This window comes from Paracoccus mutanolyticus (assembly GCF_003285265.1).
GTDB classification, from domain to species: Bacteria; Pseudomonadota; Alphaproteobacteria; order Rhodobacterales; family Rhodobacteraceae; genus Paracoccus; species Paracoccus yeei.
The window spans coordinates 3,558,433-3,584,209 of record NZ_CP030239.1 but is presented as its reverse complement, the minus strand read 5'-3'; the positions used below and the strand labels follow the sequence as shown (position 1 = coordinate 3,584,209).

19 protein-coding genes, 1 tRNA gene and 8 pseudogenes are annotated in these 25,777 nt (G+C 64.6%); 17 read left to right on the top strand and 11 right to left on the bottom strand.

Annotated elements, in window-relative coordinates; all coding sequences use genetic code 11:
• Positions 1-19 precede the first annotated feature (19 nt).
• Positions 20-220, bottom strand: a pseudogene (locus DPM13_RS27560) (hypothetical protein); the annotation flags it as partial.
• Positions 221-973: 753 nt separating this feature from the next.
• On the opposite strand from DPM13_RS27560, the gene DPM13_RS19375 reads away from it, so the two are divergent.
• The 8 genes and pseudogenes from DPM13_RS19375 to DPM13_RS27555 all read left to right on the top strand — a co-directional run bounded on the left by DPM13_RS19375 (position 974) and on the right by DPM13_RS27555 (position 5,719).
• Entirely contained in the window at positions 974-1,222 is a 249-nt protein-coding gene (locus DPM13_RS19375; RefSeq protein WP_112888656.1) for a rod-binding protein, read from the top strand.
• Positions 1,219-1,533, top strand: a complete 315-nt coding sequence (locus DPM13_RS19370) for a restriction endonuclease subunit S domain-containing protein (RefSeq protein WP_112888655.1) — start codon at positions 1,219-1,221, stop codon at positions 1,531-1,533. Before DPM13_RS19375 ends, DPM13_RS19370 begins: the two co-directional genes overlap by 4 nt.
• A 164-nt stretch (positions 1,534-1,697) precedes the next feature.
• Entirely contained in the window at positions 1,698-2,936 is a 1,239-nt protein-coding gene (locus DPM13_RS26335; protein ID WP_028720255.1) for a flagellin, read from the top strand.
• 136 nt (positions 2,937-3,072) lie between these two features.
• A pseudogene (locus DPM13_RS19360) lies at positions 3,073-3,695 on the top strand (IS5 family transposase); the annotation flags it as partial.
• A 167-nt stretch (positions 3,696-3,862) separates the two neighbouring features.
• On the top strand, positions 3,863-4,228 hold the full coding sequence (gene flaF / locus DPM13_RS19355; RefSeq protein WP_189654777.1) for a flagellar biosynthesis regulator FlaF: 366 nt from the start codon (positions 3,863-3,865) through the stop codon (positions 4,226-4,228).
• A pseudogene (locus tag DPM13_RS19350) lies at positions 4,225-4,545 on the top strand (flagellar biosynthesis repressor FlbT); the annotation flags it as partial. The gene flaF and the pseudogene DPM13_RS19350, both read left to right, overlap by 4 nt.
• A 93-nt stretch (positions 4,546-4,638) precedes the next feature.
• Positions 4,639-5,353 (top strand): annotated as a pseudogene (locus DPM13_RS19345) (IS5 family transposase); the annotation flags it as partial.
• A 108-nt stretch (positions 5,354-5,461) separates the two neighbouring features.
• Positions 5,462-5,719, top strand: coding sequence for a flagellar biosynthesis repressor FlbT (locus DPM13_RS27555; protein WP_223252650.1), 258 nt, complete (start codon positions 5,462-5,464; stop codon positions 5,717-5,719).
• A 241-nt stretch (positions 5,720-5,960) separates the two neighbouring features.
• Here the strand turns inward: DPM13_RS27555 and DPM13_RS19335 are convergent.
• Positions 5,961-6,561: pseudogene (locus DPM13_RS19335) on the bottom strand (IS3 family transposase); the annotation flags it as partial.
• 272 nt (positions 6,562-6,833) lie between these two features.
• Here DPM13_RS19335 and DPM13_RS19330 point away from each other — a divergent pair.
• On the top strand, positions 6,834-7,865 hold the full coding sequence (locus DPM13_RS19330) for an IS110 family RNA-guided transposase (protein WP_112888650.1): 1,032 nt from the start codon (positions 6,834-6,836) through the stop codon (positions 7,863-7,865).
• Between the two features lie 232 nt (positions 7,866-8,097).
• Here the strand turns inward: DPM13_RS19330 and DPM13_RS19325 are convergent.
• Positions 8,098-8,322, bottom strand: a pseudogene (locus DPM13_RS19325) (transposase); the annotation flags it as partial.
• A gap of 112 nt (positions 8,323-8,434) precedes the next feature.
• Between DPM13_RS19325 and DPM13_RS19320 the strand changes: the two are divergent.
• Both DPM13_RS19320 and DPM13_RS21560 read left to right on the top strand, forming a co-directional pair.
• On the top strand, positions 8,435-9,082 hold the full coding sequence (locus DPM13_RS19320; protein ID WP_112888649.1) for a DUF1217 domain-containing protein: 648 nt from the start codon (positions 8,435-8,437) through the stop codon (positions 9,080-9,082).
• Positions 9,083-10,799: 1,717 nt separating this feature from the next.
• Positions 10,800-10,967 carry a hypothetical protein gene (locus tag DPM13_RS21560; protein WP_189654776.1) on the top strand — a complete coding sequence of 56 codons (168 nt, stop codon included), beginning with the start codon at positions 10,800-10,802 and terminating at the stop codon, positions 10,965-10,967.
• Between the two features lie 549 nt (positions 10,968-11,516).
• On the opposite strand, the gene DPM13_RS19315 is transcribed toward DPM13_RS21560, so the two are convergent.
• The 7 genes and pseudogenes from DPM13_RS19315 to DPM13_RS21555 form a co-directional block, all read right to left on the bottom strand.
• Positions 11,517-11,606: transfer RNA gene (locus DPM13_RS19315), tRNA-Ser, on the bottom strand.
• Between the two features lie 193 nt (positions 11,607-11,799).
• Entirely contained in the window at positions 11,800-13,098 is a 1,299-nt protein-coding gene (preA, locus tag DPM13_RS19310) for an NAD-dependent dihydropyrimidine dehydrogenase subunit PreA (RefSeq protein WP_028717623.1), read from the bottom strand.
• A pseudogene (locus DPM13_RS19305) lies at positions 13,091-14,453 on the bottom strand (NAD(P)-dependent oxidoreductase). Before DPM13_RS19305 ends, preA begins: the two are co-directional and overlap by 8 nt.
• Before the next feature lie 100 nt (positions 14,454-14,553).
• The gene (locus DPM13_RS24525; protein ID WP_223252222.1) at positions 14,554-14,913 is read right to left on the bottom strand and encodes an ATP-binding protein; all 360 of its coding nucleotides are present in this window, start codon (positions 14,911-14,913) and stop codon (positions 14,554-14,556) included.
• Entirely contained in the window at positions 14,858-15,634 is a 777-nt protein-coding gene (locus DPM13_RS24520) for a hypothetical protein (protein WP_223252221.1), read from the bottom strand. Before DPM13_RS24520 ends, DPM13_RS24525 begins: the two co-directional genes overlap by 56 nt.
• Before the next feature lie 226 nt (positions 15,635-15,860).
• Positions 15,861-16,521: pseudogene (locus DPM13_RS19290) on the bottom strand (response regulator transcription factor).
• A 28-nt stretch (positions 16,522-16,549) separates the two neighbouring features.
• Positions 16,550-16,939: a PepSY domain-containing protein gene (locus DPM13_RS21555; RefSeq protein WP_028717620.1), complete on the bottom strand. Its 390-nt coding sequence runs from the start codon at positions 16,937-16,939 to the stop codon at positions 16,550-16,552.
• Between the two features lie 132 nt (positions 16,940-17,071).
• On the opposite strand from DPM13_RS21555, the gene DPM13_RS19280 reads away from it, so the two are divergent.
• From DPM13_RS19280 to DPM13_RS19255, 6 genes are all read left to right on the top strand, one after another.
• Positions 17,072-17,935 (top strand): hypothetical protein, encoded by an 864-nt coding sequence (locus DPM13_RS19280; RefSeq protein ID WP_112888646.1) that lies wholly within the window; start codon positions 17,072-17,074, stop codon positions 17,933-17,935.
• A 357-nt stretch (positions 17,936-18,292) separates the two neighbouring features.
• On the top strand, positions 18,293-19,696 hold the full coding sequence (locus DPM13_RS19275) for a glucan biosynthesis protein (RefSeq protein ID WP_262983373.1): 1,404 nt from the start codon (positions 18,293-18,295) through the stop codon (positions 19,694-19,696).
• A 4-nt stretch (positions 19,697-19,700) separates the two neighbouring features.
• The gene (mdoH, locus tag DPM13_RS19270) at positions 19,701-21,875 is read left to right on the top strand and encodes a glucans biosynthesis glucosyltransferase MdoH (RefSeq protein WP_080622717.1); all 2,175 of its coding nucleotides are present in this window, start codon (positions 19,701-19,703) and stop codon (positions 21,873-21,875) included.
• A complete protein-coding gene (locus tag DPM13_RS19265; protein ID WP_112888644.1) occupies positions 21,872-22,999 on the top strand; it encodes an OpgC domain-containing protein in 1,128 nt (375 codons plus the stop codon). The genes mdoH and DPM13_RS19265 overlap by 4 nt, the downstream gene beginning before the upstream one ends.
• Positions 23,000-23,017: 18 nt before the next feature.
• Complete coding sequence (locus tag DPM13_RS19260) at positions 23,018-24,685, top strand: formate--tetrahydrofolate ligase (protein WP_112888643.1); 1,668 nt, start codon at positions 23,018-23,020, stop codon at positions 24,683-24,685.
• Positions 24,686-24,719: 34 nt separating this feature from the next.
• The gene (locus tag DPM13_RS19255; RefSeq protein ID WP_262983372.1) at positions 24,720-25,280 is read left to right on the top strand and encodes a nicotinate-nucleotide adenylyltransferase; all 561 of its coding nucleotides are present in this window, start codon (positions 24,720-24,722) and stop codon (positions 25,278-25,280) included.
• Positions 25,281-25,348: 68 nt separating this feature from the next.
• Here DPM13_RS19255 and DPM13_RS19250 read toward each other — a convergent pair whose 3' ends face one another.
• Positions 25,349-25,771, bottom strand: coding sequence for a tellurite resistance TerB family protein (locus DPM13_RS19250; protein WP_112888641.1), 423 nt, complete (start codon positions 25,769-25,771; stop codon positions 25,349-25,351).
• Positions 25,772-25,777: the final 6 nt, after the last annotated feature.

Below are 25,777 nucleotides of genomic sequence, written 5' to 3'. Positions count from 1 at the left end.
TGCGCCGCAAAAGATCGAGCGTTTCCCTGTTTTCGGCATAGACGGCAACCGACGGCCTCTCTCCGGGGCTGATGACAAGGCGAACCTTGCCCAGTTCCTCGGGAGTTAGGGTGATCTCGAACCGGGTTTCGTCAGAATTGCGAACCGAGTCGGCAATCTGTCGCGTCACCTCATGCGGAGCGGTGGGATGGGGTGGATGAACCGCGGCGGTTCCCCGCATCTCGGCCCGAACCTCACGACCTTGGTGAAGCACGACTTCGACCGCCGCTTCCAGGCCTTCCGCTGCTTCAAGCGACTCAGGCGGGGCCAGATCGGATGGAGCCACGGAGTCTGGGGATGGTCGGTCTACGGCTTCCCGCGGCCGCGCTTCGGCCGCCGCGGACGTGGGATCGAGCGGCGTGAAACCGGAGGCTGCATCGGTCTTTGGTGTCCTGTTGTCCGGCACTGTTGCACTATCTTCAGAAATTCTTGCGTTTGATTGGGATTTTGCACCAAGAGAAAGCACGAGAATGTCGACAGCGCCTGAACCGGCGTTGCATTCCAACATTTCCCCGCTCTCGCCGGTCTCTCCAGACAAGGCGTCCGGCGACACTGATACATCCTCTGCGGCCAAGCGGCATGTCTGTATCTTCAGGTCATCGGGCGGCACGAAGACCGGATCAACGTCCGGGTCTTGAGCGCTGTCATCCTCCTCATCCTCGTGTTCCGGCTCGGCTTGGGTTTTCTGCGGTAGTTCGGAAGCGGTCGGGACATCCTGACTGTCCAGAAGGTCTTCAAACCGATCACCGGCTTCCGCCACTTGGCAAGGCCGAAGGTTGGATGATGAAACAGGTCGCTGGGTGGCTTCTATCGGGGACACGGGCATGAATCGTTCCTGAGCTTTACGTCCTCGGTCCTAGCATCATCCGGTTACCGAATATTTACCGCAGGCCATTAAAAGAAATCCGATGTCGCGATTTTTAGGAGATTACCCATGCAGGTTGCACCTGACAGCCCAATTCACAGCAGGATCGATACGGTCCAAGCCAAGGTGACAGAGGGGCTGGAAAAGGCATTTCTGTCCGAAATGCTGAAATATGCAGGCCCGAAACCCATGGGGGGCGGGTTCGGCGGCGGCATCGGAGAGGAGCAGTTCTCCAGCATGCTGACTGAAACCTACGCCTCGGCCCTTGCGAAGCGAATCGATCTGGGCCTGGGTGAGCGGACAGGAGCAGCCGGATGAGCCAACATCTTGAACTTTTGACGCAGGCCCGGCAGGCGATCGAGGCCTTTCGCCCCGACGATGCGGCCCAGATGCTGGGCCGTTTCGAAGCGGCCATTGTTGAAAACCCGCCTCTTCCATTCGAACGCAAGCGCATCGCAGCCGAATTGAACAGAATCATTGGCTTGTCTGGCGCCGCGCGCGACGGCGTTGCCAGCGCGCGTGAGCAATTGCGCGAGCTGATGCGGTTAGCCCGCGGCTTGGATATTTATGATCGGGATGGCGCACGGACGCAGCGAAGCACGCCCGGAACAGTCATCGGGCGGTTTTGATTAAAAGTGAAATCTTTAATCCGTTGAGCAGTGATGCCAATTCACGCTTTATTCACTCCTGTCGGATAAACCCGACTCGTGCTCAGAGGCACCGGGAAATTCCCGCCGGTCAGAAGGCCATCATCTGAACAGGGGAAAAATCCCCATTTAATGGAGTTAAAGACATGTCCAGCATTCTGACCAACAACTCGGCCATGGTCGCGCTGCAAACGCTCAAGACCATCAACTCGGGGCTGAGCAAGACGCAAAGTGAAATTTCGACCGGAAAGGCGATCAGCACGGCCAAGGATAATGCTGCCATCTGGTCCATCGCAAAAACGATGGAGTCCGATACCAGCGCCATCAAGACCATTTCGACCGGCCTGAATACCGCCAACTCGACTGTCGCGACCGCTCGCTCTGCCGTCGAGGACATCAGCGAGGCTCTTGACAAGATCAAGAGCAAGGTGCTGACGGCGCAAACCGCCAGTGCAAATGATCGGGCTACCCTGCAGGCGGACATCGACGGCTACGTTTCGTCCATCAGGGGCGTTCTGAAGACTGCCCAATTCAACGGTGTGAACCTGATCGACGGAAGTTCCACGGCTGACTACGAGGTTGTCTCGTCGCTTGATCGCTCGGCTGCCGGTGTAAGCGCGTCGAAAATTTCCGTAGAGCGGCAAAACCTCAGTATGTCGGGGTCTACTGCCGCGACCTTCGGTGCCACTGCGATCACCACGACTGCGATTATCAACAACGGTGGTACGGCGGCAGGCAGCGCGGCGGCCGTCGCGGCTGGGGCAACCCAGAACATCAGCATCGGAACAGTTGGTGCGGGTTACAGCTATCGCATCGCGATGCCCCTGCCTGGCGCTACCAGCGGCACGGGTACGTTCGAGTATGTCGCCGGTGCCAACGACAGCGCCGAGGATGTAGCCACGAAACTGGGTAACCAGATGTCGGCTTATCTGCAGCAGAATGGCCTGTCGAGCTACTCGGTGTCTGTGTCGGATAACCGCATCCGCTTCACCAATGACAGCGCTGCCGCCGTGAACGTCACCGCGACGACAGCAACCGGCGGCACGGCTGCCTCGGGCGGCGGGCTTTCCGCGCTGAACGGGCTTTCGGTCACCTCGGACGCAAACGCGGCTGCTGCCTTGGCCAGCATGGAAGGGCTGATCGCAACCGCAACCAAGGCTGCCGCCAACTTTGGTTTGGCTCAGAACCAGATCGAAAACCAGACCAACTTCATCAGCAAGTTGTCCGACAACCTGACGTCGGGCATCGGCTCGCTTGTGGATGCGGACATGGAGGAGGCGTCGGCCCGCCTGCAGGCGCTGCAAACCCAGCAGCAGTTGGGCATCCAGGCACTCTCGATCGCCAACCAGGCGCCCTCGTCGATCCTGTCGCTGTTCCGCGGTTAAGTCGCGAAACGGGGCGCCGCAAGGCGCCCCATCTTCCTTGAAAAGAATTTCTGGATAATCGGCTACCACGCTTTCTTGATCGCCGTCAGGCCCGTCGCCCTGCCTCGACATTGACCATAGCCCTTCTGCAACATGCGGGCGGCCTCGGATATCGGACCGTGCTGCCCTGGCCGGGATCCTCTTTGTCCTGATGAGCGGTATCCCTTGGCGGATGTTGCCCGCCGAGATGGGCTGTGGCTCAGGTGTGACATGCTGGCGAAGGCTCAGAGATTGGCAGTTGGCCGGGATCTGGGACCAGTTGCATCGGACCTTGCTGCACCAGTTGCACCGCGCCGGTCACCTGGACTGGAGCCGGGCCTGCATGGACAGTGCGTCCATCGCGGCAAAAAAGGGGGCGACGTCATCGGGCCGAACCCGACGGATCGCGGCCGCCCCGGCACGAAGCGCCACATCATCACTGACAGGCGGGGCATTCCCCTGACGGTGCGTCTCAGCGGCGCCAACCTCCACGATAGTAGAATGCTTGAGCCTTTGCTTGATGCCATTCCTCCTGTCCAAGGTAAGCGGGGACGGCCACGCAAGCGGCCCGGCAAGCTCCATGCGGACAAGGGCTACGACTATGCCCGCTGCCGCCGGGCTTGCAGCAAACGTAGTATCAAGCATCGCATCGCCCGAAAGGGTGTCGAAAGCAGCGCCCATCTCGGAAAGCATCGCTGGGTCGTCGAACGCAGCTTCGCCTGGCTTTCCCAATTTCGGCGGGCTGGCAGATCGATATGACCTCCCAGGATCGCTGCCATTCACTCTCGATCGCCAACCAGGCCGCCCTCGTCGATCCTGTCGCTGTTCCGCGGTTAAGTCGAAACGGGGCGCCGCAAGGCGCCCCATCTTCCTTGAAAAGAATTTCTGGATAATCGGGAAACACGATCTTGAACGCCGTCAGCCCCTTCTCTGATCACGCCTATGGTAATCAGGCTCTGCGCAGCCCTCGTGATACCGAATATGACGCTTTGTCGCGCGTAACGCGCATAATGCGTCAAGCAGATAGCAGCTGCCAAACCCCTGACGCCATTTCAGCCGTTGCCAGGAATAACGAACTATGGATCTTGCTAGCGTCGGATTTGGCTCATCCGGACAACGCCTTGCCTGATGATGTCAAAGCCGGCCTCTTGTCACTAGCGTTCTTTTCGCTGCGCCATGGTCAGAAAGCCATGGCAGGAAAGGCTACCATGAAGGTTCTGATCGACATCAACATGTCCGTGATGAGAGGACTGCGTGCGGGGAGTGAAAGATGAGCGGGCTTGTCCTGAAGCTCGCGCCAAACGAACGCGTTCTTATCAATGGCGCCGTCATAGAAAACGGGGACAGGCGCTCGAAAATTTCGATCAAGACCCCCAATGCGAACATCCTTCGCTTGCGGGACGCAATCCACCCAAACGACGCATGCACTCCCGTCGCGCGAGCATGCTATATTGCGCAGCTTGTTCTTACCGGAGATGCGCCTGAATCTGACGGACGGAGGCAACTCCTATGCGCCATCGAACAACTGTCTCATGCGTTGAACGATAAAGATAGCCATTTGGCATTGTCCTACGCGACGGCCTTCGTTCTTCGTTCTCCAGACCTAATTATCTACACCACGCGCTCAAGCTAGCTTTGGCACGCTCTTCAAGCAGCACCGGACTCATCACCAACGTGACGCCCTAAGCGTCGGGGTTCGCTGACGATATGGTTTGACCCCGCCATGACTTGGGAAGCCGAGCCCACCGGCAAGCGTGGCCGCCAGCACGACTATAGCGATGCCGCCATCCAAACCTGCCTGACGATGAAGGTTTTGTTCGGCCTGGCGCTAAGACAGACCACTGGGTTCGTCGAGAGCCTGCTACGGCTGATCGGTCTGGACTGGGCGGTGCCGGACTTCAGCACGCTTAGCCGTCGCCAGAAAACCCTGAAGGTCAGCATTCCCTATCGTGGGTCGGATGGGCCGCTGCACCTGCTGGTCGACAGCACTGGCATCAAGGTTGAAGGCGAAGGCGAGTGGAACGCCCGCAAGCATGGCGGCGCTAAACGCAGGGTCTGGCGCAAGATCCACATCGGAATTGACGAGAAATCCTTGGAAGTCCGGGCAGCTGGATTCACCACGAGTGGGATCGGTGATGCGCCCATACTACCTGAGCTGCTGGACCAGATCCCGCCCGATCAGGAGATGGCACAGAGATGGCGGCGGGTGATTCTAACGCAAGCGAGGGCGTTTCGGTGTCACGACGCGGCGCCGCAGGATCATTCCGTCTCGTCTGATTCCACAGCCCTGGGCCCGACACCTCCTTGGTTTTGGCTCGGGCGAAATCTTGCGCAGCACGGCGATTCGGGGACCATTTTCGACGCTGGATTTCTATCGCCGCCGTAGCACGATCCGCACGACCTGGGGTGCACTTGACCGATTCGGCTGACATTGGCCCGGATACGCTGTCCCGCTCTGGACCTATCCCGAGGTGGATATCGACTATTTCTTCGCGCAGGTTTCGGTCATGGACCGAAGTGGTCGATTTCAAGCCGACGCTGCGGCCATCCCATCCGGAGATGCGCCTGAATCTGACGGACGGAGGCAACTCCTATGCGCCATCGAACAACTGTCTCATGCGTTGAACGATAAAGATAGCCATTTGGCATTGTCCTACGCGACGGCCTTCGTTCTCCAAACTAATTATTACCACGCGCTCAAGCAGCTCCGGACTCTTCTCCCTCGTGAGGCGCGAATCATGGCATCCTCTCACCATGACATATAACGTCCAATTGGGCAGCGGAGGATACCTTGGCTGGAAGATACTGGAGCGGACCGCAGACCGTCAGCGTGCCGCTTTCGAAAAAAGTACTGAAATCCAGTCTTCACGCGATTACTTTGCAAAGAATATGGCAAAAGTCGAGAATGTCGACGATCTGGTTTCCGCCTATTCGGCGCGGGTTGATCAATCACCCGGCGCGCGGAACTTTCATCGCGTGCAGCGGGTCGGGCGATTGCGGTTGGTAATAGTGTCCGCGCGTAGTCAGCCGGGGTCTGGTAGTCCAAGGCCGAGTGCGGGCGTTCGGTGTTGTAGTCGGCAGCCCAGGCGGCGATCACGATACGGGCATGGGCCAGGTTACGGAACATGGTCTCGTTGAGCAGCTCGTCCCGCATCCGCCCGTTGAAACTTTCCACAAATCCGTTCTGCATCGGCTTGCCCGGGGCGATGTAATGCCACTCAATGTCGCGATCGGCGGCAAAGGTTAAGATCGCGTTACTGGTCAGTTCGGTGCCGTTGTCAGAGACGATCATCCCGGGCTTTCCGCGGCGTTCGATCAGGGCGGCCAGTTCTCGTGCCACGCGCCGCCCCGAGATTGAGGTGTCCGGGATCGCCGCCAAACATTCCCGGGTCACGTCATCGACGATGTTCAGCACCCGGAATCTTCGCCCGCAATCGAACTGGTCATGGACGAAATCCAGCGACCAGCGTGCATTGGGCCGCGCCTCGACCAGGATAGGGGCCCGTGTTCCGACCGCCTTGCGCCGCGCCTTCCGCTTGCGCACCGTCAGCCCTTCTTCGCGGTAGAGCCGATAGATCCGATTGATCCCCGAGGGCTCTCCCTTGACGTCCAGCACCACCATGGAACCGGGAAACGAACAGCAGGCAGCAATGGGGCAATACCCTCAAGGCGCGTACGCCTACCGGCGCGCGTCGGGGCGATAGCAGGATCAGCGTTCGAATCGGCCGAGATGCAGCGCCGCCGTTCCGTGGGCCATGCTCGGACTGCCGAAGACGCAACGGCTTCGCGCTTCACGCGGGCGCAGGCCGTTGCGGCGATGGTCCGCCCCGTGCCGGGCGACATCGTGGCACCACCGTCGAACGGAGAGAAAGGAGCCACATGCAGTTCGAGGCCACATACGACATCGGCAAGAAGCTGTTCCACGTCGTCGCCCTGAACGCCGCTGGATCGGTGATTCAGCGCGCGAAGTTCTCGCGCGACACGTTGCTGGCCTTCTTCGATGCCGCGCCGAATGCACTCATCGGCATGGAGGCCTGCCCGGGCTCGCAATGGCTGGCGCGTCGGCTTGTCGCGATGGGCCATGATGCCCGGATCATTCCGGCGCGCTTCGTGAAGCCTTATGTCAAATCGAACAAGACCGACACGGTCGATGCGGCGGCGATTGCAGAGGCGGTGACGCGGCCGACGATGCGCTTCGTCGAGGTTCGCACACCCGAGCAGATCGATCTGCAAGCCCTGCATCGCATCCGCGACCGGCTCGTGGGGCAGCGGACGGCGCTGATCAACCAGGCGCGAGCCTTCTGCCTTGAATATGGACTGGCGATGCGCGTCGGCGCTGGCGGCTTTCATGCCGACATCCGTCGGCATCTGGGCAATGTGGAGAATGACCTGACCCCCGCCATGCGGGTGCTGCTCGAAGAGCTGCTCGATGACCTCGCCTACATCGAAGGGCGCATCAGGGCTGTGACCGGCAAGGTCGAAGCCTATGCCAGCCAGCACGACGCCGTCAGTCGCCTGGTGACCATCCCGGGCATCGGAGCTCTCGGCGCGACCGCGATCGTCGCAGCCGCAGGGGACGGACGGCAATTCCGCAAGGCTCGCGATCTGGCTGCCTGGTTGGGGCTGGTGCCGGCAGAGCATTCGACCGGGGGCAAGCAGACCCTTCTGGGCATCAGCAAACGCGGCAATCGCTATGTGCGGCGACTGATCATTCATGGCGCCCGGTCCTGCCTTCTGCATCTGAACCGGGCGAACCATGCCCTCGGTGGCTGGCTCTCAGCCCTTGAGGCACGAACCCACCGCAACAAGGCCGTCGTCGCCTTGGCAAACAAGCTGACCCGGATCGTATGGGCTATCCTCACAAGGCCCGGCGCCATCTACCTGCCGTCGAGAGGCGCAGCGTTAAGCTGACCCTTCGGCCGCAGAACCGATTGCAGGGGAAAGTGATGACCAAACGGTTGATCGACCTGGGGTAAGCCACGCGCAAAAAAGCGGGACGCGATCCCGCACCACTAATCTGGAACCCGAGGGGCGGATCTCATCAAGGCCTTGCCGCCAAAAGCGGCTGACTGATCAGAGGCCGGATACATTTACGCAAGCCGGACGGCCACGCACGAAAACCTTGCAATAGCGGGGCGGACCATACATTTTTTGCAACCAGGTCCTTCATCGCCGCCAGATCCAGCATCTGCTCGGCCAGCAGCTTCTTCAGCTTGGCGTTCTCATCCTCGAGCCCCTTCAGCCGCTTCGCCTCCGACACCGTCATGCCGCCGAACTTGGCCTTCCAGTTGTAGAAGGTGCCTTCCGACATGCCGTGCTTCCGGCACAGGTCAGCGCACTTCGCGCCTGCCTCATGCTCTGCCAGGATACGTTGATCTGTTGTCCGGAATGCTGGATCGCTTCAGCAGACCGTCAAGCGGGCCGGACTCAGTCGCTTTCGAAAAAATCCAGTCAGTTCACGCGATTACTTTGCAAAGAATATGGCAAAAGTCGAGAATGTCGACGATCTGGTTTCCGACTACAAGCTTTTGAAAGTTGCATTGCGCGCATTTGGCCTAGATGGCGACATAAGAAACCGAGCCTTCATCAAGAAGGTGATGGAGGCCGACCCAGATGACAAGAAAAGCATTGTAAACCGTCTTACGGATAAGCGCTATCTTGAGCTTAATCAAGCCTTCAAATTCGGCAGCGAGGCATCAAGTCAGAAGGTTGATGTTCAGGCTGTGAGTACGCTCTATCTGACACGATCCTTCGAAAAAAGCATAGGCGAAAGCCATGAGGAACTAGAACTGGCCCTTAACGCACAGCGTGAGCTTCCTCGGCTGGTTTTGTCAGATTCAAGCGAGAACACCAAGTGGTACTCCATCCTCAGTTCAACAGCGCTCCGGACGGTGTTTGAGGGAGCTTTTGGTCTTCCGGACTCTTTTTCTCAACTTCCGGTAGATCGGCAGCTGCAGGAAATCAAAAGCCGGGCAGAACGAATGATCGGGACAAGCGATCCTGCGGCGCTCGCCAAGGCTGAGAACATGGAAAAGCTCATCAAGAGATACCTTATACTATCGCAAACAGACCAGACCTCCCCAAGCAGCCGCTTCTCGACTGCTTTGACGCTGTTGCGCGGGAACTGACGACCCTGATCGAACGACGTAAGCCGGAATGTGAGCTTGACTGCATCCGTCAGGCTCGCTCGACATGCGCCAGCTAGATGGAAGAAGTCGGACTGCCATTCGGTTTTGATGAAGGTGGGATCAGACTTCTCGATGTCGGCGTATGCTGTTTTTCTCTTTTTTTTTTGCTTATGGGTTCGCATAAATCCTGGTTGTGCTGGCCCTCATCGAAATCGCTTTGTACATGGTTCCCGGCAGAGTAAGTTGCTCATGACGAGAGGTCGCACGCTTTCGAACGCGATTCCTGTTTTATCGCACCAGCCCGATGCAGCATTTCGGTCGCTCAACTCATGTTTGATGTGCAACTGACACCGTCAGCTTTGTGCCTCGAACTCGATGATCTGTTCGTCGACCGATGCGCGGTTGACACTCCAGTATATCTTGATGTTCGCACTGTCGAATGGCTTCGCTTTTTCTTGCGTAAGTTCTGACTCACGAAAAACCGAATATCAGATGTGAATAGGATGGATTCCAACGATCAATCGCGTCTAGATGCAGTCTTGCCGGCGGCTTGGTCCGGATCCGATGTTGGGTAGATGCGTCGCAGCGGCCGTCCTCCTTCATCTTGGCCCGATGCGCCGTTAGACCTTCTCCTCGCTGCCTTTCGGAAAGCCGCGAAGGCCGTGGCCGCCAGTCTGGAGTCCGCTAGGCTCAGCACTGATCCCATTTGATGTTGCAACACTCATCCGCATCCCGCATGACGGTTCACATGCTCCGCCATGAAGTTGAACAGAACCTCACCATGCAGATCCGTCACAAACGAGCAAATCGGCCGGCGATCGGCAATCCACCCGGTCGGACGCCCATGAAGGCTTTACATGATACTCAGCCCACTGTCCACGAAAGCTTGAATGACCTGGGCGAGATTTTTCTACTCGAAGCAGCCTAGACGTCCGTGCATATCACTGCCTGTCTTGGTTTATTGCCGCCGGGCGGTTCATGTGCTTGTGAAGACGACTCGGGATGGTTCAGCAGAACCGGAAGCGCATTCCTGAATGTGTCGAGTGACTTGGTGTGTTCGTCTGAACTCGGCCGTGTAGCAGACCGCGGTCTCGAAGCCATAGGTGGACCAGGCGGCGATATACATGGCGCCAAGGACCAGCGAAAGCATCGACAAAATTGAAGACGGGCGAGCGCCCCTGGAAAAGCTTGTAAGCCGCATTCTCCAGATATTTCTGCAAGAATAGGTGTTTGATGAACGACTGTTCGCGGCCCTGGTAATTGCAGATACGTAATACAGCATTAAGCGCTCGCGGCGAATTGGGTGCGATCCTGCATCGGTGCGGGGACTATCCGCTGGGACCCGATGGCACCCGCCATCGAGCAGTCGGCCTGCCCAGGCTCGCCTGGCGCACCGCTCCCATAAAAGAATGGCCGCGGCGGTTCGCGATCGGCGAGACGGCAGCCGCGTGCCCAGTCACCTGCATCGGCTTCGGGCACCGGACCGGTTTCGCCACCGACGATCGCCTCAAGCGATGGCCCACGCTATGACGTATCTGCTCGATCCAGACCTCGCTGTATCAGTGGCTCGTCCGAAATGAAGCGCCACGACTGAGTTGACCCCTGCAAAGCGTCTCGGGCTGGTTTTCGACAGCGATCCCGGCGCGAAATCGGCCCAGACGCCGGTGTCCGAAGCAGAGGAAATCCTGCAGAACGCGCGGTCGGCCATGAGGCAACCATGAGCGAACTGCGCCTTTACGGCACGGTCGGTTCGTCCTTTTGGGACGAGGACTATTTCACCGCGCGCCAGGTGCGTGAACAGCTTGACGGAATGTCCGGTCCGCTGCTGACGGTGCGCATTAACTCAGATTTGACGAAGTATGACTGCGAGGCTTGTGTCAATTGAGTTAAAGGCTGCTCTAGCCGGGAGGGCCAGAGCTTCAGGTCAAAGCCCTGTTCGTAGGTGTGCGGGCAACGATTCGACCTGTCAGCGATTAACAGGCTCGGCTCGTCAGTGTTGATCGACCAAGCAATAGGCATCGTCCGGTGCCGGATTCCATGTTGGTCCGTCCACCGATCTGGATTCGGTGCCACCTTGTGGTCCTTCCCCGAGGGCTCCGAGCGTTCGCTGTGCTCTGGCAAATGAGGGAATGTGATCAACATCTGCCGTAGATCATGAAAATCCGTATGCATACATGCAATTCTTCTTGACTTGCCTCAAACGCTATTTTATTTGTATACGAACAATATGGGGTGAGTCTGATGACTGTTGACGACGCCAGTTTCTGAAGCCGCCGCGTGCGGGCGGGGCGCTCGAAGATGAGACGCTGGCTGTGCCGACGACAATATCTGCCGCCGCGCCGACGCCGGTGCTCAGCCCATCCCGCATAACCCTCGAAAACAACGGAAAAATCCGGCCGCAGCCGGATCGGGAGAACGCTTTCGTGGGGGCAAGTGGCGGAGGAGGTGGGATTCGAACCCACGGTGGGGTTGCCCCCACGTCGGTTTTCAAGACCGGTGCATTAAACCACTCTGCCACTCCTCCGACCCTTGCGACGTAGCGTGAAGCCGGGGCGCGGGCAAGGCCCTCGCGCGGGTGGGTCCGGCAGCCGCGGGACAGGGCGCAATCCTTCGGAGACGGGTTTGGCGCCCGGTACATGGTCCGAAACCCAGACCCGCCTTGTTGCATGGATGAGCGATCCCAGGGCCGTTTCCGGCCATGGGAGAGGCCGCAGCGCTTACTCCGCCGCCTGGGCCATCGGGTTGTTCGGGTGCGAGGTCCAGTTGGCGTAGGGCTGGACGGGGCGGCCGGTGCGCTGGTCGATCTCGCCCACGGCAAGCTCGCGCATGGTGATGCAGTTCTCGACCGGGCAGATGTCCAGGCACAGGTTACAGGCCACGCATTCCTCTTCCTTGACCTGGAAGACGCGGCCGGGAAGCATGGCGATGGCCTGGTGGCTGGTGTCTTCGCAGGCGGCATAGCACCGGCCGCAGTGGATGCAGGCCTCCTGGTCGATCACCGCCTTGGTGGTGTAGTTCAGGTTCAGGTGCTGCCAGTCGGTGACATTGGGCGTCGCGCGGCCGACCAGATCCGAAAGCGCCATGCCGTGGTCGTCCAGATAGTCGCGCAGGCCGGTGATCATCTCTTGCACCACCTTGAAGCCATAGGTCATGGCGGCGGTGCAGACCTGCACGGTGCCCGCGCCCAGGGCCATGAATTCGGCCGCGTCGCGCCATGTCGTCACGCCGCCGATGCCGCTGATCGGCAGGCCGCGGGTCGCGGGGTTGCGGGCGATCTCGGCCACCATGTTCAGGGCGATGGGCTTGACCGCGGGGCCGCAATAGCCGCCGTGGCTGCCCTTGCCGTCGATGGTGGGCTGGGGCGCGAACAGGTCGAGATCGACCGAGGTGATGGAGTTGATCGTGTTGATCAGGCTGACCGCATCGGCGCCGCCCCGCATCGCCGCCTCGGCCGGTTTGCGCACATCGGTGATGTTCGGGGTCAGCTTGACGATGCAGGGCATGCGCGAATGCTTTTTCACCCAGCGCGTCACCATCTCGATATATTCGGGGACCTGGCCCACGGCGCTGCCCATGCCGCGTTCCGCCATGCCGTGCGGGCAGCCGAAGTTCAACTCGACCCCGTCGGCGCCGGTATCCTCGATCCGGGCGAGGATGTCGCGCCACGATTCCTCGTCGCAGGGCACCATCAGGCTGATGACCAGGGCGCGATCGGGATAGTCGCGCTTGACCGACTTGATCTCGCGCAGGTTCACCTCAAGCGGGCGGTCGGTGATCAGCTCGATGTTGTTCAGCCCCAGGACGCGGCGGTCGGGGCCGTGGATGACGCCATAGCGGGGGCCGTTCACGTTGACGACGGGCGGGCCCTCGCTGCCCAGCGTCTTCCAGACGACGCCGCCCCAGCCGGCCTGGAAGGCGCGGCGGACGTTCACCTCCTTGTCGGTGGGCGGCGCCGAGGCCAGCCAGAACGGATTCGGGGACTTGATGCCGATGAAGTCCGTGTGCAGGTCAGCCATGGACGGCCTCCAGGGGTTGGGCCTGCGCCATCAGCGCGGCGTGGATGTCTTCGGCCGCGCGCGGCCCTCGGCCACGGCGGTCACGGTCAGGTCGTCGCCGCCCAGGGCGCAGTCGCCCCCGGCCCAGACCCCCGGGACCGAGGTGCGGCCCGGCCCTTCTGTCACGATCTTGCCGCCGGAAACCGCAAGCCCTCCGGTGTCGCCCTGAAGCCGCTGGCCGATGGCGCGCAGAAGCTGGTCGCAGGGCAGACGGAAGCGCTCGCCCGTATCCTCAAGGCCCAGGGGGCCCTGGCGGGTATACATGAACTCGACCTCGCGCACGGCGCCATTGCCCAGGACGCGCAGCGGCGCGGCGTTGCAGATGATGCGCACGCCGCAATGGGTGGCGTGGTCCTGTTCGTGGCGGCTGGCAGCCATCCGGGCCTGGTCGCGGCGATAGACGATGGTGACGTTCTGCGCCCCCAGCAGCCTGGCCTGCACGGCCGCGTCCACGGCGGTCATGCCGCCGCCGATCACCACCACATCGCGGCCGACCGGCAGGGTCGCAAGATCCGCCGCCTGGCGCAGGTCGCGGATGAAGTCGACGGCGTCCGCGACATGGGCGCGTGCCTCGCCCTCGGCGCCAAGCGCGTTGACGCCTTGCAGCCCGAGGCCAAGGAAAACCGCGTCATACCCGTCCCGCAGCGATGCCAGCGTGATATCGCGGCCGAGTACCTGGCCCAGCCGCCGCTCGATCCCGCCGATGCCCAGCAGCCATTCGACCTCGCGCGCGGCGAAATGGTCCACGGCCTTGTAGCTGGCGATGCCGTATTCGTTCAGCCCGCCGGGCTTGGGCCGGGCGTCGTACAGCACGACATCGTGGCCCTTGGCGGCCAGCCGGTGGGCGGCGGCCAGCCCCGCCGGGCCGGCGCCGACCACGGCGATGCGGCGGCCGGTGGCGGGGCCGCGCCGGAACGGATGCACGCCCTGCGCCATCAGATGGTCGGTGGCATAGCGCTGCGGGCGCCGATCCGCACGGGCTTGCCCTCGGCCTCCATGCGCACGCAGGCGCCTTCGCACAGGTTCTCGGTCGGGCAGACGCGGCCGCACATGCCGCCCAGGATGTTCTGGTGAAAGATCGTGCGGGCCGCCGCATCGGGCGTGCCGGTCGAGATCTGGCGGATGAACAGGGGAATGTCGATGCTGGTCGGGCAGGCCGCGATGCAGGGCGCGTCGTGGCAGAAGTAACAGCGGTCCGCCTCGACCCGGGCCTCGTGCGGGTCGAGGGGCGGCGAGACATCCGAGAAATTGGCGGAATAGGACTCCGCCGGCAAACGGCCCGGCACGACGCCCGGCGTAAGCTGGCTGTGGGTCACGGCGACCTCCCTGCTGGCTGTGTTCTTATGGAATCAGGCTCTCACGGGTCGGATTTTTTATCAAATGGTAAAATTATCCGAAGGCCGGTTTGCCGCCATTTCAGGCAGGCAGGTGCAGGATGGCGGCAAGCCCCCCCAAGTCCGAGCGTTCGAGCCGCAGGCTGCCGCCGTGCAGCGCCGCCAGATCGGCCACGATGGCAAGGCCAAGGCCGGAGCCGGGCGGGCCGGTCTCGTCCAGCCGCCCGCCGCGCGCCAGGGCCTGGGCGTGGTCCTGGTCGGACATGCCGGGGCCGTCGTCCTCGATGCGGATGGCCAGCATGTCGGCGCCCTGGGGCGCGGCCGCGATACGGATGCGGCGTCCGGCCCATTTCACGGCGTTCTCGATCAGGTTGCCGGTCATCTCCTCAAGGTCCTGGCGTTCGCCGGCAAAGGCCAGGTCCTCGGGGACCAGCGTTTCCACCGCAAGGCCGGATTCGCGGATCGGGCCGCCCAGCACCATCAGGATGTCGCCCACGACCGACAGGACCGGCGTGCGGTGGCCAAGCGCCCGGGGCGCGCCGGAGCTGCGGCGCGGCGCAGCTGCCAGCCGATCTGGCGGTCCGTGCGCGCGACCAGCGCCTGGCCGAGGTGGCGGGCGGCAGGGCATTGTCCAGCGCGGCCAGCGGCGTCTTCAGCGAATGGGCCAGGTTGCCCACATGATCCCGGGCGCGCGCCAGGACCAGCCGGTTCTGCTCCAGAAGGCCGTTGATCTCGGCGGCGATCGGGCGCAGCTCGGCCACCGGGGGCAGGGGCAGGGACTCGGCCTTTCCGGCGCGAACGGCGCGCAGGTCGCGGCCCATGCGGTCCAGGCTGGCCAGCCCCGCCGCGACCTGCGCCACGCTGGCCAGCGCCAGAGCCAGCCCCAGCACGCCCAGCGAAATCGCCAGGGGACGGCGCAGGCGGGCCATGCTGGCGTCGATCTCGGCCCGGGGGGCGGTGATGGTGACGGCCAGCGCCGACTGGCTGCCGGGCAGGGTAAAGGCGTGGCGGGTGACCCGCAGCGGCTCGCCGCCCGGGCCGGTGCCGGGACCGCCGGTGAAATCGGCCTGCGGCGTTTCCAGCACATTGTCGAACAGCGAGGGCGATTTCGCCACCACCGTGCCGTCCTGGGCCAGTTGCCAGAACCAGCCCGACAGCGGCATGGCAAAGCGCGGGTCGGCGGCGCGGGCCCCGCGACCAGCCGTCCCGCCGCGTCGATGGACGCGCCGGCGATCAGCGCGTCAGCCACGGCCTCGGTCTCGGCATCGAAACGGTCGGTGATGAAGCGGTCGAGGATGGCCGCGATGGCCAGATAGCCCGCGACCAGCGCCACCCCGATCAGCACCGCCGACAGCCCGATCAGCCGCGCGCGGATCGAATCGCGCCAGATCAAGCGGCGCCCCGCAGCACATAGCCCTCGCCGCGCCGGGTTTCGATCAGCCCCTCGCCGATCTTCTTGCGCAGGCGGCCGATGACCACCTCGATCGACTTGAAGTCGCGGTCGGCGGCGGCGTCGTACAGGTGATCGGACAGCTCGGTCCGGCTGACGACGCGGTTCTGGTGGTGGATCAGATAGGACAGGATGCGGGTTTCAAAGCCGGTCAGCTTCAGCGCCATGCCGTTCCTGGTGATGACGCCAAGCTGGCTGTCCAGCCGCAGCGGCCCGGCCTTGATGACGGCCTGGGCATGGCCGGCGGCACGGCGCACCAGGGTCTGGGCGCGGATCACCACCTCCTCCAGCCGGAAGGGCTTGACCGCATAGTCGTCGGCGCCGGCGCGAAAGCCCGCCACCTTGTCGGTCCAGTCCCCGCGCGCGGTCAGGATCAGGACCGGCATGGTCACGCCACCCTCGCGCCAATGGGTCAGCACCTCGATCCCGGGCCGGCCGGGCAGGCCCAGGTCCAGGATCGCCAGGTCATAGCTTTCCGTCGCGCCCGGTATTCGCCCGCGTGCCGTCGCCCGCGATGTCGCAGGCAAAGCCGCCATCGGTCATGGCGCGGTCAAGCTGGGTTGCCAGGACGGGGTCGTCCTCGACGATCAGGCATCTCATGGCAGGCATCTCATGAAGCGTCTCTCATTCAGTCGTCCCTTCTGCGCCGCGCTTCTGTCATGCCGCTGCCGGCGACTTCAAGAAAGGCGCCGGTGCGCGCGTCCAGGCGGATCAGCAGCACGTCGCGCGACCGCGTCATCAGGCGCAGTTCGTGCACCAGCTCGACGCCCCGGGCGCGTTCCTCGGGGCGGGCGGGGGCAAGGCGGGCGGCGATCAGCCGGCCCTGAAAGCGCCGGCCCGCGATCCGCGCGGCCTCTTGCAGGGGAATGACGCGAAAGCCAAGGTCTTCGGGGACGAAGTCGCGCGCCTCGTCTCCATGGCCCGGTGGCGCGGCATGGGGTGCGCGGGGCAGGAACGCCGTGGCCAGCCCCAGAAGGGCCGCGACGGCAAGCACAAGCAGGGCGGGGCGGATCGACATGCCTTATCCTAGCCGCAAAAGCCAAACGGAAACCAAACGGGCCATTGGCGCTTTGTTGGTGGCCGCCGGACTAGAGACGATTCGCATGGGGCCCGCAAAGCGCGCGCCCCGACTCAGGACAAGGAACACGACATGAGCAGATTCTTCACCGCCTCGGTGGCGATGGGCGCGCTGGCCGCGATGCTGGCCGGTCCCGTGCTGGCCCAGGACGCGCCCGCCGCGCCCCCCGCGGCCGAGGCGCCGGCCTCGGTGACGCTGCCGCAGGTGCTGCGCGACGCGGGCCTGACCGATGTGGACAGCAAGCCCGGCCGCCATGGCACCCGCATCCAGGGCAAGCTGGCCGACGGCACCGAGCTGGGCGCCTTCCTGGACGGCAAGGGCGAGCTGCGCGGCCTGCGCGCCAAGGACGGTGCCGTGCTGCCCCAGTCCCTGATCGAGGCGCTGGTGCCCCAGCCCGTGCGCGGCCAGGCGATCTTTGGCGAATTCGCGCGCCTCGATGCCATCTTCAACGGCCCCGAGGGCATCGCCCTGTCGGGCCAGGACGCGCAGGGCAAGGCGCTGCGGGCGGGTTTTGCCGCCGACGGCACCCTGATGCGCTTTGGCCGGGGCGAGCCCGAGCGGCCCCGCATGGGCGACATGCGCCCCGGCGGTCCCAAGGGCCCGCATGGCGAGGACCACGGCCGGGACGGTCCCGACGGCAAGGGCCCGCGCCACGAAGGCAAGCGTCACCGCGACCATGGCCGCGACGGGGACCGCGGCCATGTCCGCGATGGGGACCGGCGCGGCGACCGCGACCGCCGGGGCCCCGCGCCCCAGGGCGACCCGCTGACCCCCGACCAGGTCCGCGCCAGCCTGACCGATGCCGGCTATACCGAGGTGGCCGAGATCCTGCAGCAGGGCCCGATCACCATCGCCCGCGCCACCAACCCCGAGGGCGAGCCGGTGCTGGTCGAGGTGGGCGTGGACGGCAAGATCCTGCGCGAACTGAACCGATAAGGCCCCGAATACGGGCGAATGGGGGCGCGGCGGCCAGCCGCGCCCTTTCCTCATCGACGATTTTCGTTCAACATTTGGCAAGGGCTCGCCATTCTGGGCAAAAAGGCTTGCCTGATCGTTGCAGCAATGCCAAATCCGCACGGCAATTCCGGCCTTTCGGGCCAAGAGCTAGGATCAGCCAATGCTGACAGCGATGAGCATCATATCAGCGCAGATCGCAACTGCCCCAGAGAACAGCCATTTGCGCTGCAGCTTCCACTCGTTCGCTTTTGCCAGTTCGTCAGCAACCCCCCGACACCCGAGCCTGCGGCCCCCGCCGCCGCCCCCAAGCCCTTCGGATTCGAGGACGTGGCCGAGATGGCCCGCGACCTGGCCAGCAAGCCCTATGCCTATCGCGACGCCGAACTGGTCGGCAGCTTCTCGAACCTGACCTACGACCAGTATCGCGGCATCCGCTTTCGCCGCGACCGCGATCCCTGGGCCGGCAGCCGCGACTTTGCCATGGACCTGCTGGCGCCCGGGGCGATCTTTCACGAACCCGTGGACATCAGCCTGGTCGATGAGGGCGTGGTGATCCCGGTCAAGTTCGACCCCCACATGTTTGAATTCGATCCGGCCCATTTCCCCGACGGGGTGGATTACGAAACCGTCGGCAACATGGGCTTTTCGGGCTTTCGCCTGCGCGCGCCGCTGAACCGTCCCGACGTGATGGACGAATTCGCCGTGTTCCAGGGCGCCAGCTATTTCCGGGCGGTGGCGCGGGGCACGCTCTACGGCATTTCGGCGCGCGGCCTTGCCATCGGCACCGGCAGCGCCGAGGGCGAGGAGTTTCCCCTGTTCCGCGGCTTCTGGATCCACAAGCCCAGCGATCAGGACCGCTATGTGACGATCCACGCGCTGCTGGACAGCCGCTCGGTTTCCGGCGCGTTCGAGTTCCGCATCACCCCGGGGGCAGAGACGGTGTTCGACACCCGCGTCGCCCTGTTCCCGCGCCAGGACATGAACAATGCGGGCATCGCGCCGCTGACCTCGATGTACTGGTTCGGGCCGACCGACCGCACCCGGGTCGACGATTACCGCCCGGCGGTCCACGACAGCGACGGGTTGCAGATGCTGACCGGCAGCGAACAGCGGCTGTGGCGCGTCCTGTCGGGCCATTCGACGCTGCAGGTGTCCGCCTTCATGGACGAAAACCCGCTGGGCTTTGGCCTGGCGCAGCGCGCGCGCAGCTTCGACGCCTATCAGGACGCCGAGGCGCGGTATGAAAAGCGCCCCTCGGCCTGGATCGCGCCGCAGGAAGGCTGGGGCAAGGGCAACGTCACCCTGGTCGAGATCCCGGTGCAGAACGAATTCAACGACAACATCGTGTCCTACTGGCAGCCCGCCGACACGCTGAAGGCCGGCGAGCGCTATGACTTCAACTATATGCTGAGCTTTGCCCCCGAGCCGCCCGACAGCGCCCCCATCGCCCGGGTGGTCGAAACGATGTCGGGCCAGTCGGTCAACAACGCGACCGCGCGCACCTTCGTCATCGACTATGACCTGGACGTGTTCGGATCCGACGATCCGGTGGCGCAGATCAAGGCAAGCGCGGGCAGCATCGGGCACAGCTATCTGCTGCGCATGCCGGAACAGGGGCGGATGCGGCTGGCCTTCGAATACATTCCCGACGGTGCCAAGCTGGCCGACCTGTCGGCGGTGCTGAACGGGGCCGGGGGCGCCCTGAGCGAGACCTGGATCGCCCGCTGGACGCGCGAGTGACGCCGTGACCCAGACCGATCAGACCCGGGACCCCGCCGCCGACGCCGCCCGTTTCCCGGCCATCACGCTGGCAGACGAAGGCGAATGGGCCCGGCTTGACCTGGGCGGGGCAGGGGAGGGACCCGCCACCCCGCCCGAGGCGCCGCTGGACATGCCGGCGCAGGATTTCCGCGGCCGTCCCCCGCGCGGCCCCGATGCGCGCTGGCCCAGCCTGCGCACGATCCTGGCGCGGCTGATCGCCTTTGGCGGCGCGGCCGTCATCGCCTGGATCGGCTGGCAGCAGATGGACCGCGCCTTCGGTACCAATGTCACCGTCCTGCAGGGGGTGCTGCTGGTCCTGTTCGGGCTGACCTTCACCTGGGTCGGCTTTTCCTTCACCTCGATGATCGCGGGGTTCCTTGCGCCGCGCCTGCGCACGCCCGAGGGGCCGAACGACGCGCGCGTGGCCATCGTCATGCCCGTCTACAACGAGGACGCGGCGGCGACGGCGGGGCTGCTGGCGGCCCTGGCGCGCGACCTTTACCGCGTGGGCATGGCCGACCGGGCCGAGATCTTTGTGCTGTCCGACAGCCGCAAGCCCGCCGCGGTGCTTGAGGAGATGGTCGCCATCAGCCGGCTGCGCGACATCTCGCCCGTGCCGGTCTGGTACCGGCGGCGCAAGAACAACAAGGGCCGCAAGGCCGGCAACGTCGCCGATTTCGTGACCCGCTGGGGCGGGCGCTATGACCAGATGGTGGTTCTGGACGCCGACAGCGTCATGGGCGCCGCGACGATCAAGGCCTTGTCGGCGCGGATGAACGCCGACCCCGCCGTGGGCCTGATCCAGACCATGCCCATGCTGGTCGGCGGCCAGACCATATTCGCCCGCCTGACCCAGTTCGCGGGCCGCGTCTATGGCCCTGCCATCGCCCGCGGCGTCGCCGCATGGTCGGGCGACAGCGGCAATTTCTGGGGCCACAACGCCATCATCCGGGTTGCGGCCTTTGCGCAATGCTGCGGCCTGCCGGACCTGCCGGGCAAGCCCCCCTTCGGCGGCCACATCCTGTCGCACGACTTCGTCGAGGCGGCGCTGCTGCGCCGGGCCGGCTGGAAGGTGCGGCTGGACCACGACCTGCGTGACAGTTTCGAGGGCAGCCCGCCCACGCTGCTGGACATGGCCGTGCGCGAACGGCGCTGGGCGCAGGGCAACCTGCAGCATTCGCGGATCATCTTCTCGCGCGGGTTCGCCTGGATCAGCCGGGCGCATTTCGTCATCGGCATCCTGGGCTTCCTGATGTCGCCGATCTGGCTGGCGATGATCCTGGTCGGCCTGGCGCTGTCGGCGAACGTGCTGCTGTCGCGGCCGGATTATTTCCCGCAGACCTATCAGCTGTTCCCCGACTGGCCGACCTTCGATCCGGTGCGGATGCTGTGGCTGTTCGTTGCCGCCATGTCGTTCCTGCTGGTCCCCAAGTTCATCGGCCTGTTCCGGGCCTGGGCGCGGCCGCTGGCCCGCAACTCGGGCGGGCCGGTGCGGCTGCTGGGATCGGCCCTGTTCGAGATCGTGCTGTCGGCCCTGATCGCCCCGGTCCAGATGCTGATCCAGACCCGCCAGATCTATGACATCCTGCGCGGCCGCGATTCGGGATGGGAGGCGCAGGTCCGCGCCGGCCAGGTGCCGCCCTGGTCGGTGGTGCTGCGCCGCCATGCGCTGCATGTGTTCCTGGGCGTGGGCACGCTGGTCGTGCTGGCGATCTTTTCGCCGCCGCAGCTGGTCTGGCTGTCGCCGATCCTGGCCGGGCTGATCCTGTCGCCGCTGACCTCGCGCTGGTCGGCAAGCCCGGTCTTTGGCCGCTGGGCGCGGCGCCAGGGCCTGCTGGTCACGCCCGAGGAGCGCGATCCGCCCGAAATCCTGACCGCTGCCAATGCGCTGGACTATCGCATCGCGGCGACCCTGCCGCGCGAGGGGCTGGAAGCGGTCGGCCGGGACGGCGCGATGCAGGCCCGCGTCGCCTCGCTTCTTCGGGCGGGCGCGCCCGACGGCCCGGCCTCGGCGCGGCTGGACGCGATCTCGGCCGAGGCGAAGCTTGCCCATGCCGCAACCCAGGCCGAGGCGCTGAGCTTCCTGAGCGAGGCCGAAAAGCTGGCCCTGCTGGAGGACCGCCGCCTGGTCGAGGCCTTTGCCAAGTTGCCCGCATGAACCGGATCGCGGCGCTGGACATGCTGCGCGGCTATGCGCTGGTCTGCATCATGCTGGACCACATGCCGATGGGCGTCCTGCGCAACGTGACGCTGGCCAACTTCACCGTCTTCGACGCAGCCGAGCTGTTCGTGCTGCTGTCGGGCTTTCTGGTCGGCATGGTCTGGGTCAAGGTCGAGGAACGCCAGGGCCGCCAGGCCGCGCAGCTGCGGTTCCTGAAGCGCGCCTTCCAGGTCTGGCTGGCGCTGGTCGTCGGCGCGGTGCTGCTGGCGCTGTTCTCTCGGCTGCTTTACGACCTCAAGATCAACCATACGGCGGTCTGGTTCCAGTATTCCCGCTGGGTGATCGACAACCCGCTGGGCTATCTGGTCACGGTCATGCTGATGTGGATGCAGCCGAACCTGCTGGACGTGCTGGCGCTTTATGTCGTGCTGATCGTCACCGTGCCGCTGACCGTGCCCTTCCTGCTGCGCTATCCGTGGCTGGCGATGGCGGTGTCGGTCACGGTCTGGTTCTTTGCCGAGCCCCTGAACATGCTGGTCCCGAACCAGAGGCCCGGCGGGCTGCTGTTCAATCCCTTCGGCTGGCAGCTGCTGTTCTTTCTCGGCGTGGCCCTGGGGGCGTTTCGCCACGACATCATGCCGGTGCTGCGCCGCCGGTCGGGGGTGCTGACCGCCGTGTCGCTGGGCATCCTGCTGTTCGGGGCTGCCATCCTTCTGTGCTGGCGCATCGGAGAGCCCGCCAAGCCCGTCGCCGCCATGCTGAAGTCGATCTATGGCGAAATCGACAAGTGGTCGCTCGACGGGCTGCGGCTGATGTCGATCATGGCCGCGACATGGCTGGTCGCCGTACCGCTTGCGCGCCCCTTTGCCTGGATGGCCGATACCGAACTGGGCCGCGACCTGGCCGAGATCGGGCGCGGCGGGTTGTGGTCCTTTATCGTCTGCGTGCTGCTGTCGATCTGGGGCGACGCGCTGGACATGATGGCGCCCAAGGATTTCAACGGCTTCCTTTTGCGGCTGGCGATTGATATCTGGGTGATCGCGGCGCTCTGGGTCGCTGCCGCGCTGTGGCTGCGGCGCCATGAATGGATGGGCCGCATCCGCGCCCGGCTGGGCAGCTAGACCGACAAGGGGGATGCCATGAGGTCCGACATCGAGATTGCGCGCGACGCCAGCAAGCGCCCCATCGCCGAGATCGCGGCCCGCCTGGGCCTGGGTCCGCAGCAGATCCTGCCCTATGGCCATGACAAGGCCAAGATCACGCATGAGGCGATCGCCGACCTGGCCGACCGGCCGCGCGGGCGGCTGGTCCTTGTCACCGCCATCAACCCCACCCCCGCCGGAGAGGGCAAGACCACCACGACCGTGGGCCTGGGCGACGCGCTGAACCGCATCGGCCAGCGTGCCACCATCTGCATCCGCGAGGCCTCGCTGGGCCCGAATTTCGGCATGAAGGGGGGCGCGGCCGGCGGCGGCATGGCCCAGATCGTGCCGATGGAGGAGATGAACCTGCATTTCACCGGCGATTTCCACGCCGTGACCAGCGCGCACAACCTGCTGTCGGCGATGATCGACAACCACATCCATTGGGGCAACGCGCTGCGCATCGACCCGCGGCGGGTGACCTGGCGGCGGGTCATGGACATGAACGACCGGGCGCTGCGCGACATGGTGGTTGCGCTTGGCGGGCCGGCGAACGGCTATCCGCGCGAAACCGGCTTTGACATCACCGTGGCCTCCGAGGTGATGGCGATCCTGTGCCTCGCCTCGGACCTGGCCGACCTGCAGGACCGGCTGGGCCGCATCGTCATCGGCCAGACCTTCGAAAAGACCCCGGTGACGGCGCGCGACCTGGGCGCGGACGGGGCGATGACGGTCCTGCTGCGCGACGCGTTGCAGCCGAACCTGGTGCAGACGCTGGAAAACAATCCCGCACTGGTCCACGGCGGCCCGTTCGCCAATATCGCGCATGGCTGCAATTCGGTCGTGGCGACGCGCACGGCGCTCGCGCTGTCGGATTACGTCGTGACCGAGGCGGGCTTTGGCGCCGACCTGGGCGCCGAGAAGTTCCTGGACATCAAGTGCCGGCTGGCCGGGCTCGCGCCCGATGCGGTGGTGCTGGTGGCGACAGTGCGCGCGCTCAAGATGAACGGCGGTGTGGCGCGGGCCGAGCTGGGCGCGGAAAACGTCGCGGCGCTGCGGGACGGCTGCGCGAACCTTGGCCGCCATATCGAGAACCTGCGCGACTTCGGCCTGCCGGTCATCGTCGCCATCAACCATTTCGCCAGCGACACCGAGGCCGAGATAGCCGCCCTGCGCGCCTATTGCGCCGAGTTCGGCGTCCAGGCGGTGCTCTGCCGGCACTGGGCGATGGGCGGGGCGGGGGCCGAGGATCTGGCCCGCGCCGTGGTGGACCTGGCCTGCTCGGGCGCGGCCGATTTCCGGCTGCTCTATCCCGACGACATGCCGCTCTGGGGCAAGATCGAGACGGTCGCGACCCGCATCTACCGCGCCGAGCGGGTCGAGCCCGCCCCCGGCGTGCGCGAACAGATCGAGGCCTGGCAGGCCCAGCACGGCCACCTGCCGGTCTGCATGGCCAAGACGCAATACTCCTTTTCCGCCGACCCCGCCGCCCTGGGCGCGCCCGAGGGCTTCGTGATCCCGCTGCGCGAGGTGCGGCTGTCGGCCGGGGCGGGTTTCCTCGTCGCCATCTGCGGCGAGATCATGACCATGCCTGGCCTGCCGCGCGAACCCGCCGCGCTGCGCATCGGCCTGGACCCGCAGGGCCGGATCGAAGGGCTGTTCTGACTTGCGCGCGGGCCTGCCCCTGGCCTTGCCGGGCATGAGGATCGGCCTCTTGGGCGGCTCCTTCGACCCCGCCCACCAGGGCCATGTCCACATCACCGACGAGGCGCTGCGCCGCTTTGGCCTCGACCGGGTCTGGTGGCTGGTCAGCCCGGGCAACCCGCTCAAGGGTCATGCTCCGAAACCTCTTCAGGAACGGATCGCAAGCGCCCGAAAGATCATGAAAAACCCGCGCGTCACCGTGACCGGGATCGAAGCGGTTCTTGGAACCCGCAAGACCGTTGACACCATCGCAGGGCTGCAACGGCTTTACCCCCGGGCGCGGTTCGTCTGGCTGATGGGGGCCGACAACCTGGTCCAGTTCGACCGCTGGGACCGCTGGCGCGAGATCGCCGCCCGCGTTCCTATCGGCGTGATCGCCCGCCCCGGCTGGCGCATGCCCGCGCGGTTTTCCCGCACCGCCCGCATCCTTGCCGAAGCCCGCCTGCCCGAAAGCCGCATCGGCCGCCTGGCGGACGCCGCACCCCCCGCCTGGGCGATGATCAACGTGCCGCTCAGCACGCTCTCGTCGACCGCCATCCGGGCGGGACGGGCCTGACGCATCGCGCTTTCACCGTTTTTCAAATACCTATGCTGCGCGCACCACAGGCGCCCTGATCGCCGATCCTAGAGCAGCCGGTGCCGTGCCCGGGTCGCAAGCTCGATGGCGGCGGCATGCAGCCGGTCGATGTCCAGCTGGTCGCGGATCTCGGCCAGCATCTCGGCCTCGACCTCGCCCAGCCGCCCGTCCGAGGCCGCGACGTCGCAGGCCAGCACATAGGCGGTATCGAACAGCTTTTCGGGCAGCGACTGGCGGACCAGCCCGAACAGCGCGTCCAGGCCGTCCTCCTCCTCGAACAGGGTCATCACGGTCTGGGACACGGCGCGCACCCGGTCGATGTCGTAATTGGCAAAGACCGGGGTATGGTTCACCGCGCGTTCGATGGCCAGAAGCTCGGACGTGCGGGGGTTCTGGTCCGAGGCGGACACGCCCACCATGACCGCGACCAGCGCGTCGCAGGGCGAGAACGAGGGCAGGTTGTCGGTCATGGCATT

What these genes read in the sequence shown, in the direction of transcription:
- DPM13_RS24520 (WP_223252221.1), bottom strand. Translation starts at nt 15,634, where the DNA reads ATGCCGCTGTCGGGCTGGTTCTGGCAACTGGCCCAGGACGGCACGGTG.
- DPM13_RS26335 (WP_028720255.1), top strand. Translation starts at nt 1,698, where the DNA reads ATGTCCAGCATTCTGACCAACAACTCGGCCATGGTCGCGCTGCAAACG.
- DPM13_RS19280 (WP_112888646.1), top strand. Translation starts at nt 17,072, where the DNA reads ATGAGCAGATTCTTCACCGCCTCGGTGGCGATGGGCGCGCTGGCCGCG.
- DPM13_RS19260 (WP_112888643.1), top strand. Translation starts at nt 23,018, where the DNA reads ATGAGGTCCGACATCGAGATTGCGCGCGACGCCAGCAAGCGCCCCATC.
- DPM13_RS21560 (WP_189654776.1), top strand. Translation starts at nt 10,800, where the DNA reads ATGAGCGAACTGCGCCTTTACGGCACGGTCGGTTCGTCCTTTTGGGAC.
- DPM13_RS27555 (WP_223252650.1), top strand. Translation starts at nt 5,462, where the DNA reads ATGGACCGAAGTGGTCGATTTCAAGCCGACGCTGCGGCCATCCCATCC.
- DPM13_RS19330 (WP_112888650.1), top strand. Translation starts at nt 6,834, where the DNA reads ATGCAGTTCGAGGCCACATACGACATCGGCAAGAAGCTGTTCCACGTC.
- DPM13_RS19250 (WP_112888641.1), bottom strand. Translation starts at nt 25,771, where the DNA reads ATGACCGACAACCTGCCCTCGTTCTCGCCCTGCGACGCGCTGGTCGCG.
- DPM13_RS19275 (WP_262983373.1), top strand. Translation starts at nt 18,293, where the DNA reads ATGGCCCGCGACCTGGCCAGCAAGCCCTATGCCTATCGCGACGCCGAA.
- preA (WP_028717623.1), bottom strand. Translation starts at nt 13,098, where the DNA reads ATGGCTGACCTGCACACGGACTTCATCGGCATCAAGTCCCCGAATCCG.
- DPM13_RS19370 (WP_112888655.1), top strand. Translation starts at nt 1,219, where the DNA reads ATGAGCCAACATCTTGAACTTTTGACGCAGGCCCGGCAGGCGATCGAG.
- DPM13_RS19320 (WP_112888649.1), top strand. Translation starts at nt 8,435, where the DNA reads ATGGCAAAAGTCGAGAATGTCGACGATCTGGTTTCCGACTACAAGCTT.
- DPM13_RS19255 (WP_262983372.1), top strand. Translation starts at nt 24,720, where the DNA reads ATGAGGATCGGCCTCTTGGGCGGCTCCTTCGACCCCGCCCACCAGGGC.
- DPM13_RS19265 (WP_112888644.1), top strand. Translation starts at nt 21,872, where the DNA reads ATGAACCGGATCGCGGCGCTGGACATGCTGCGCGGCTATGCGCTGGTC.
- DPM13_RS21555 (WP_028717620.1), bottom strand. Translation starts at nt 16,939, where the DNA reads ATGTCGATCCGCCCCGCCCTGCTTGTGCTTGCCGTCGCGGCCCTTCTG.
- DPM13_RS19375 (WP_112888656.1), top strand. Translation starts at nt 974, where the DNA reads ATGCAGGTTGCACCTGACAGCCCAATTCACAGCAGGATCGATACGGTC.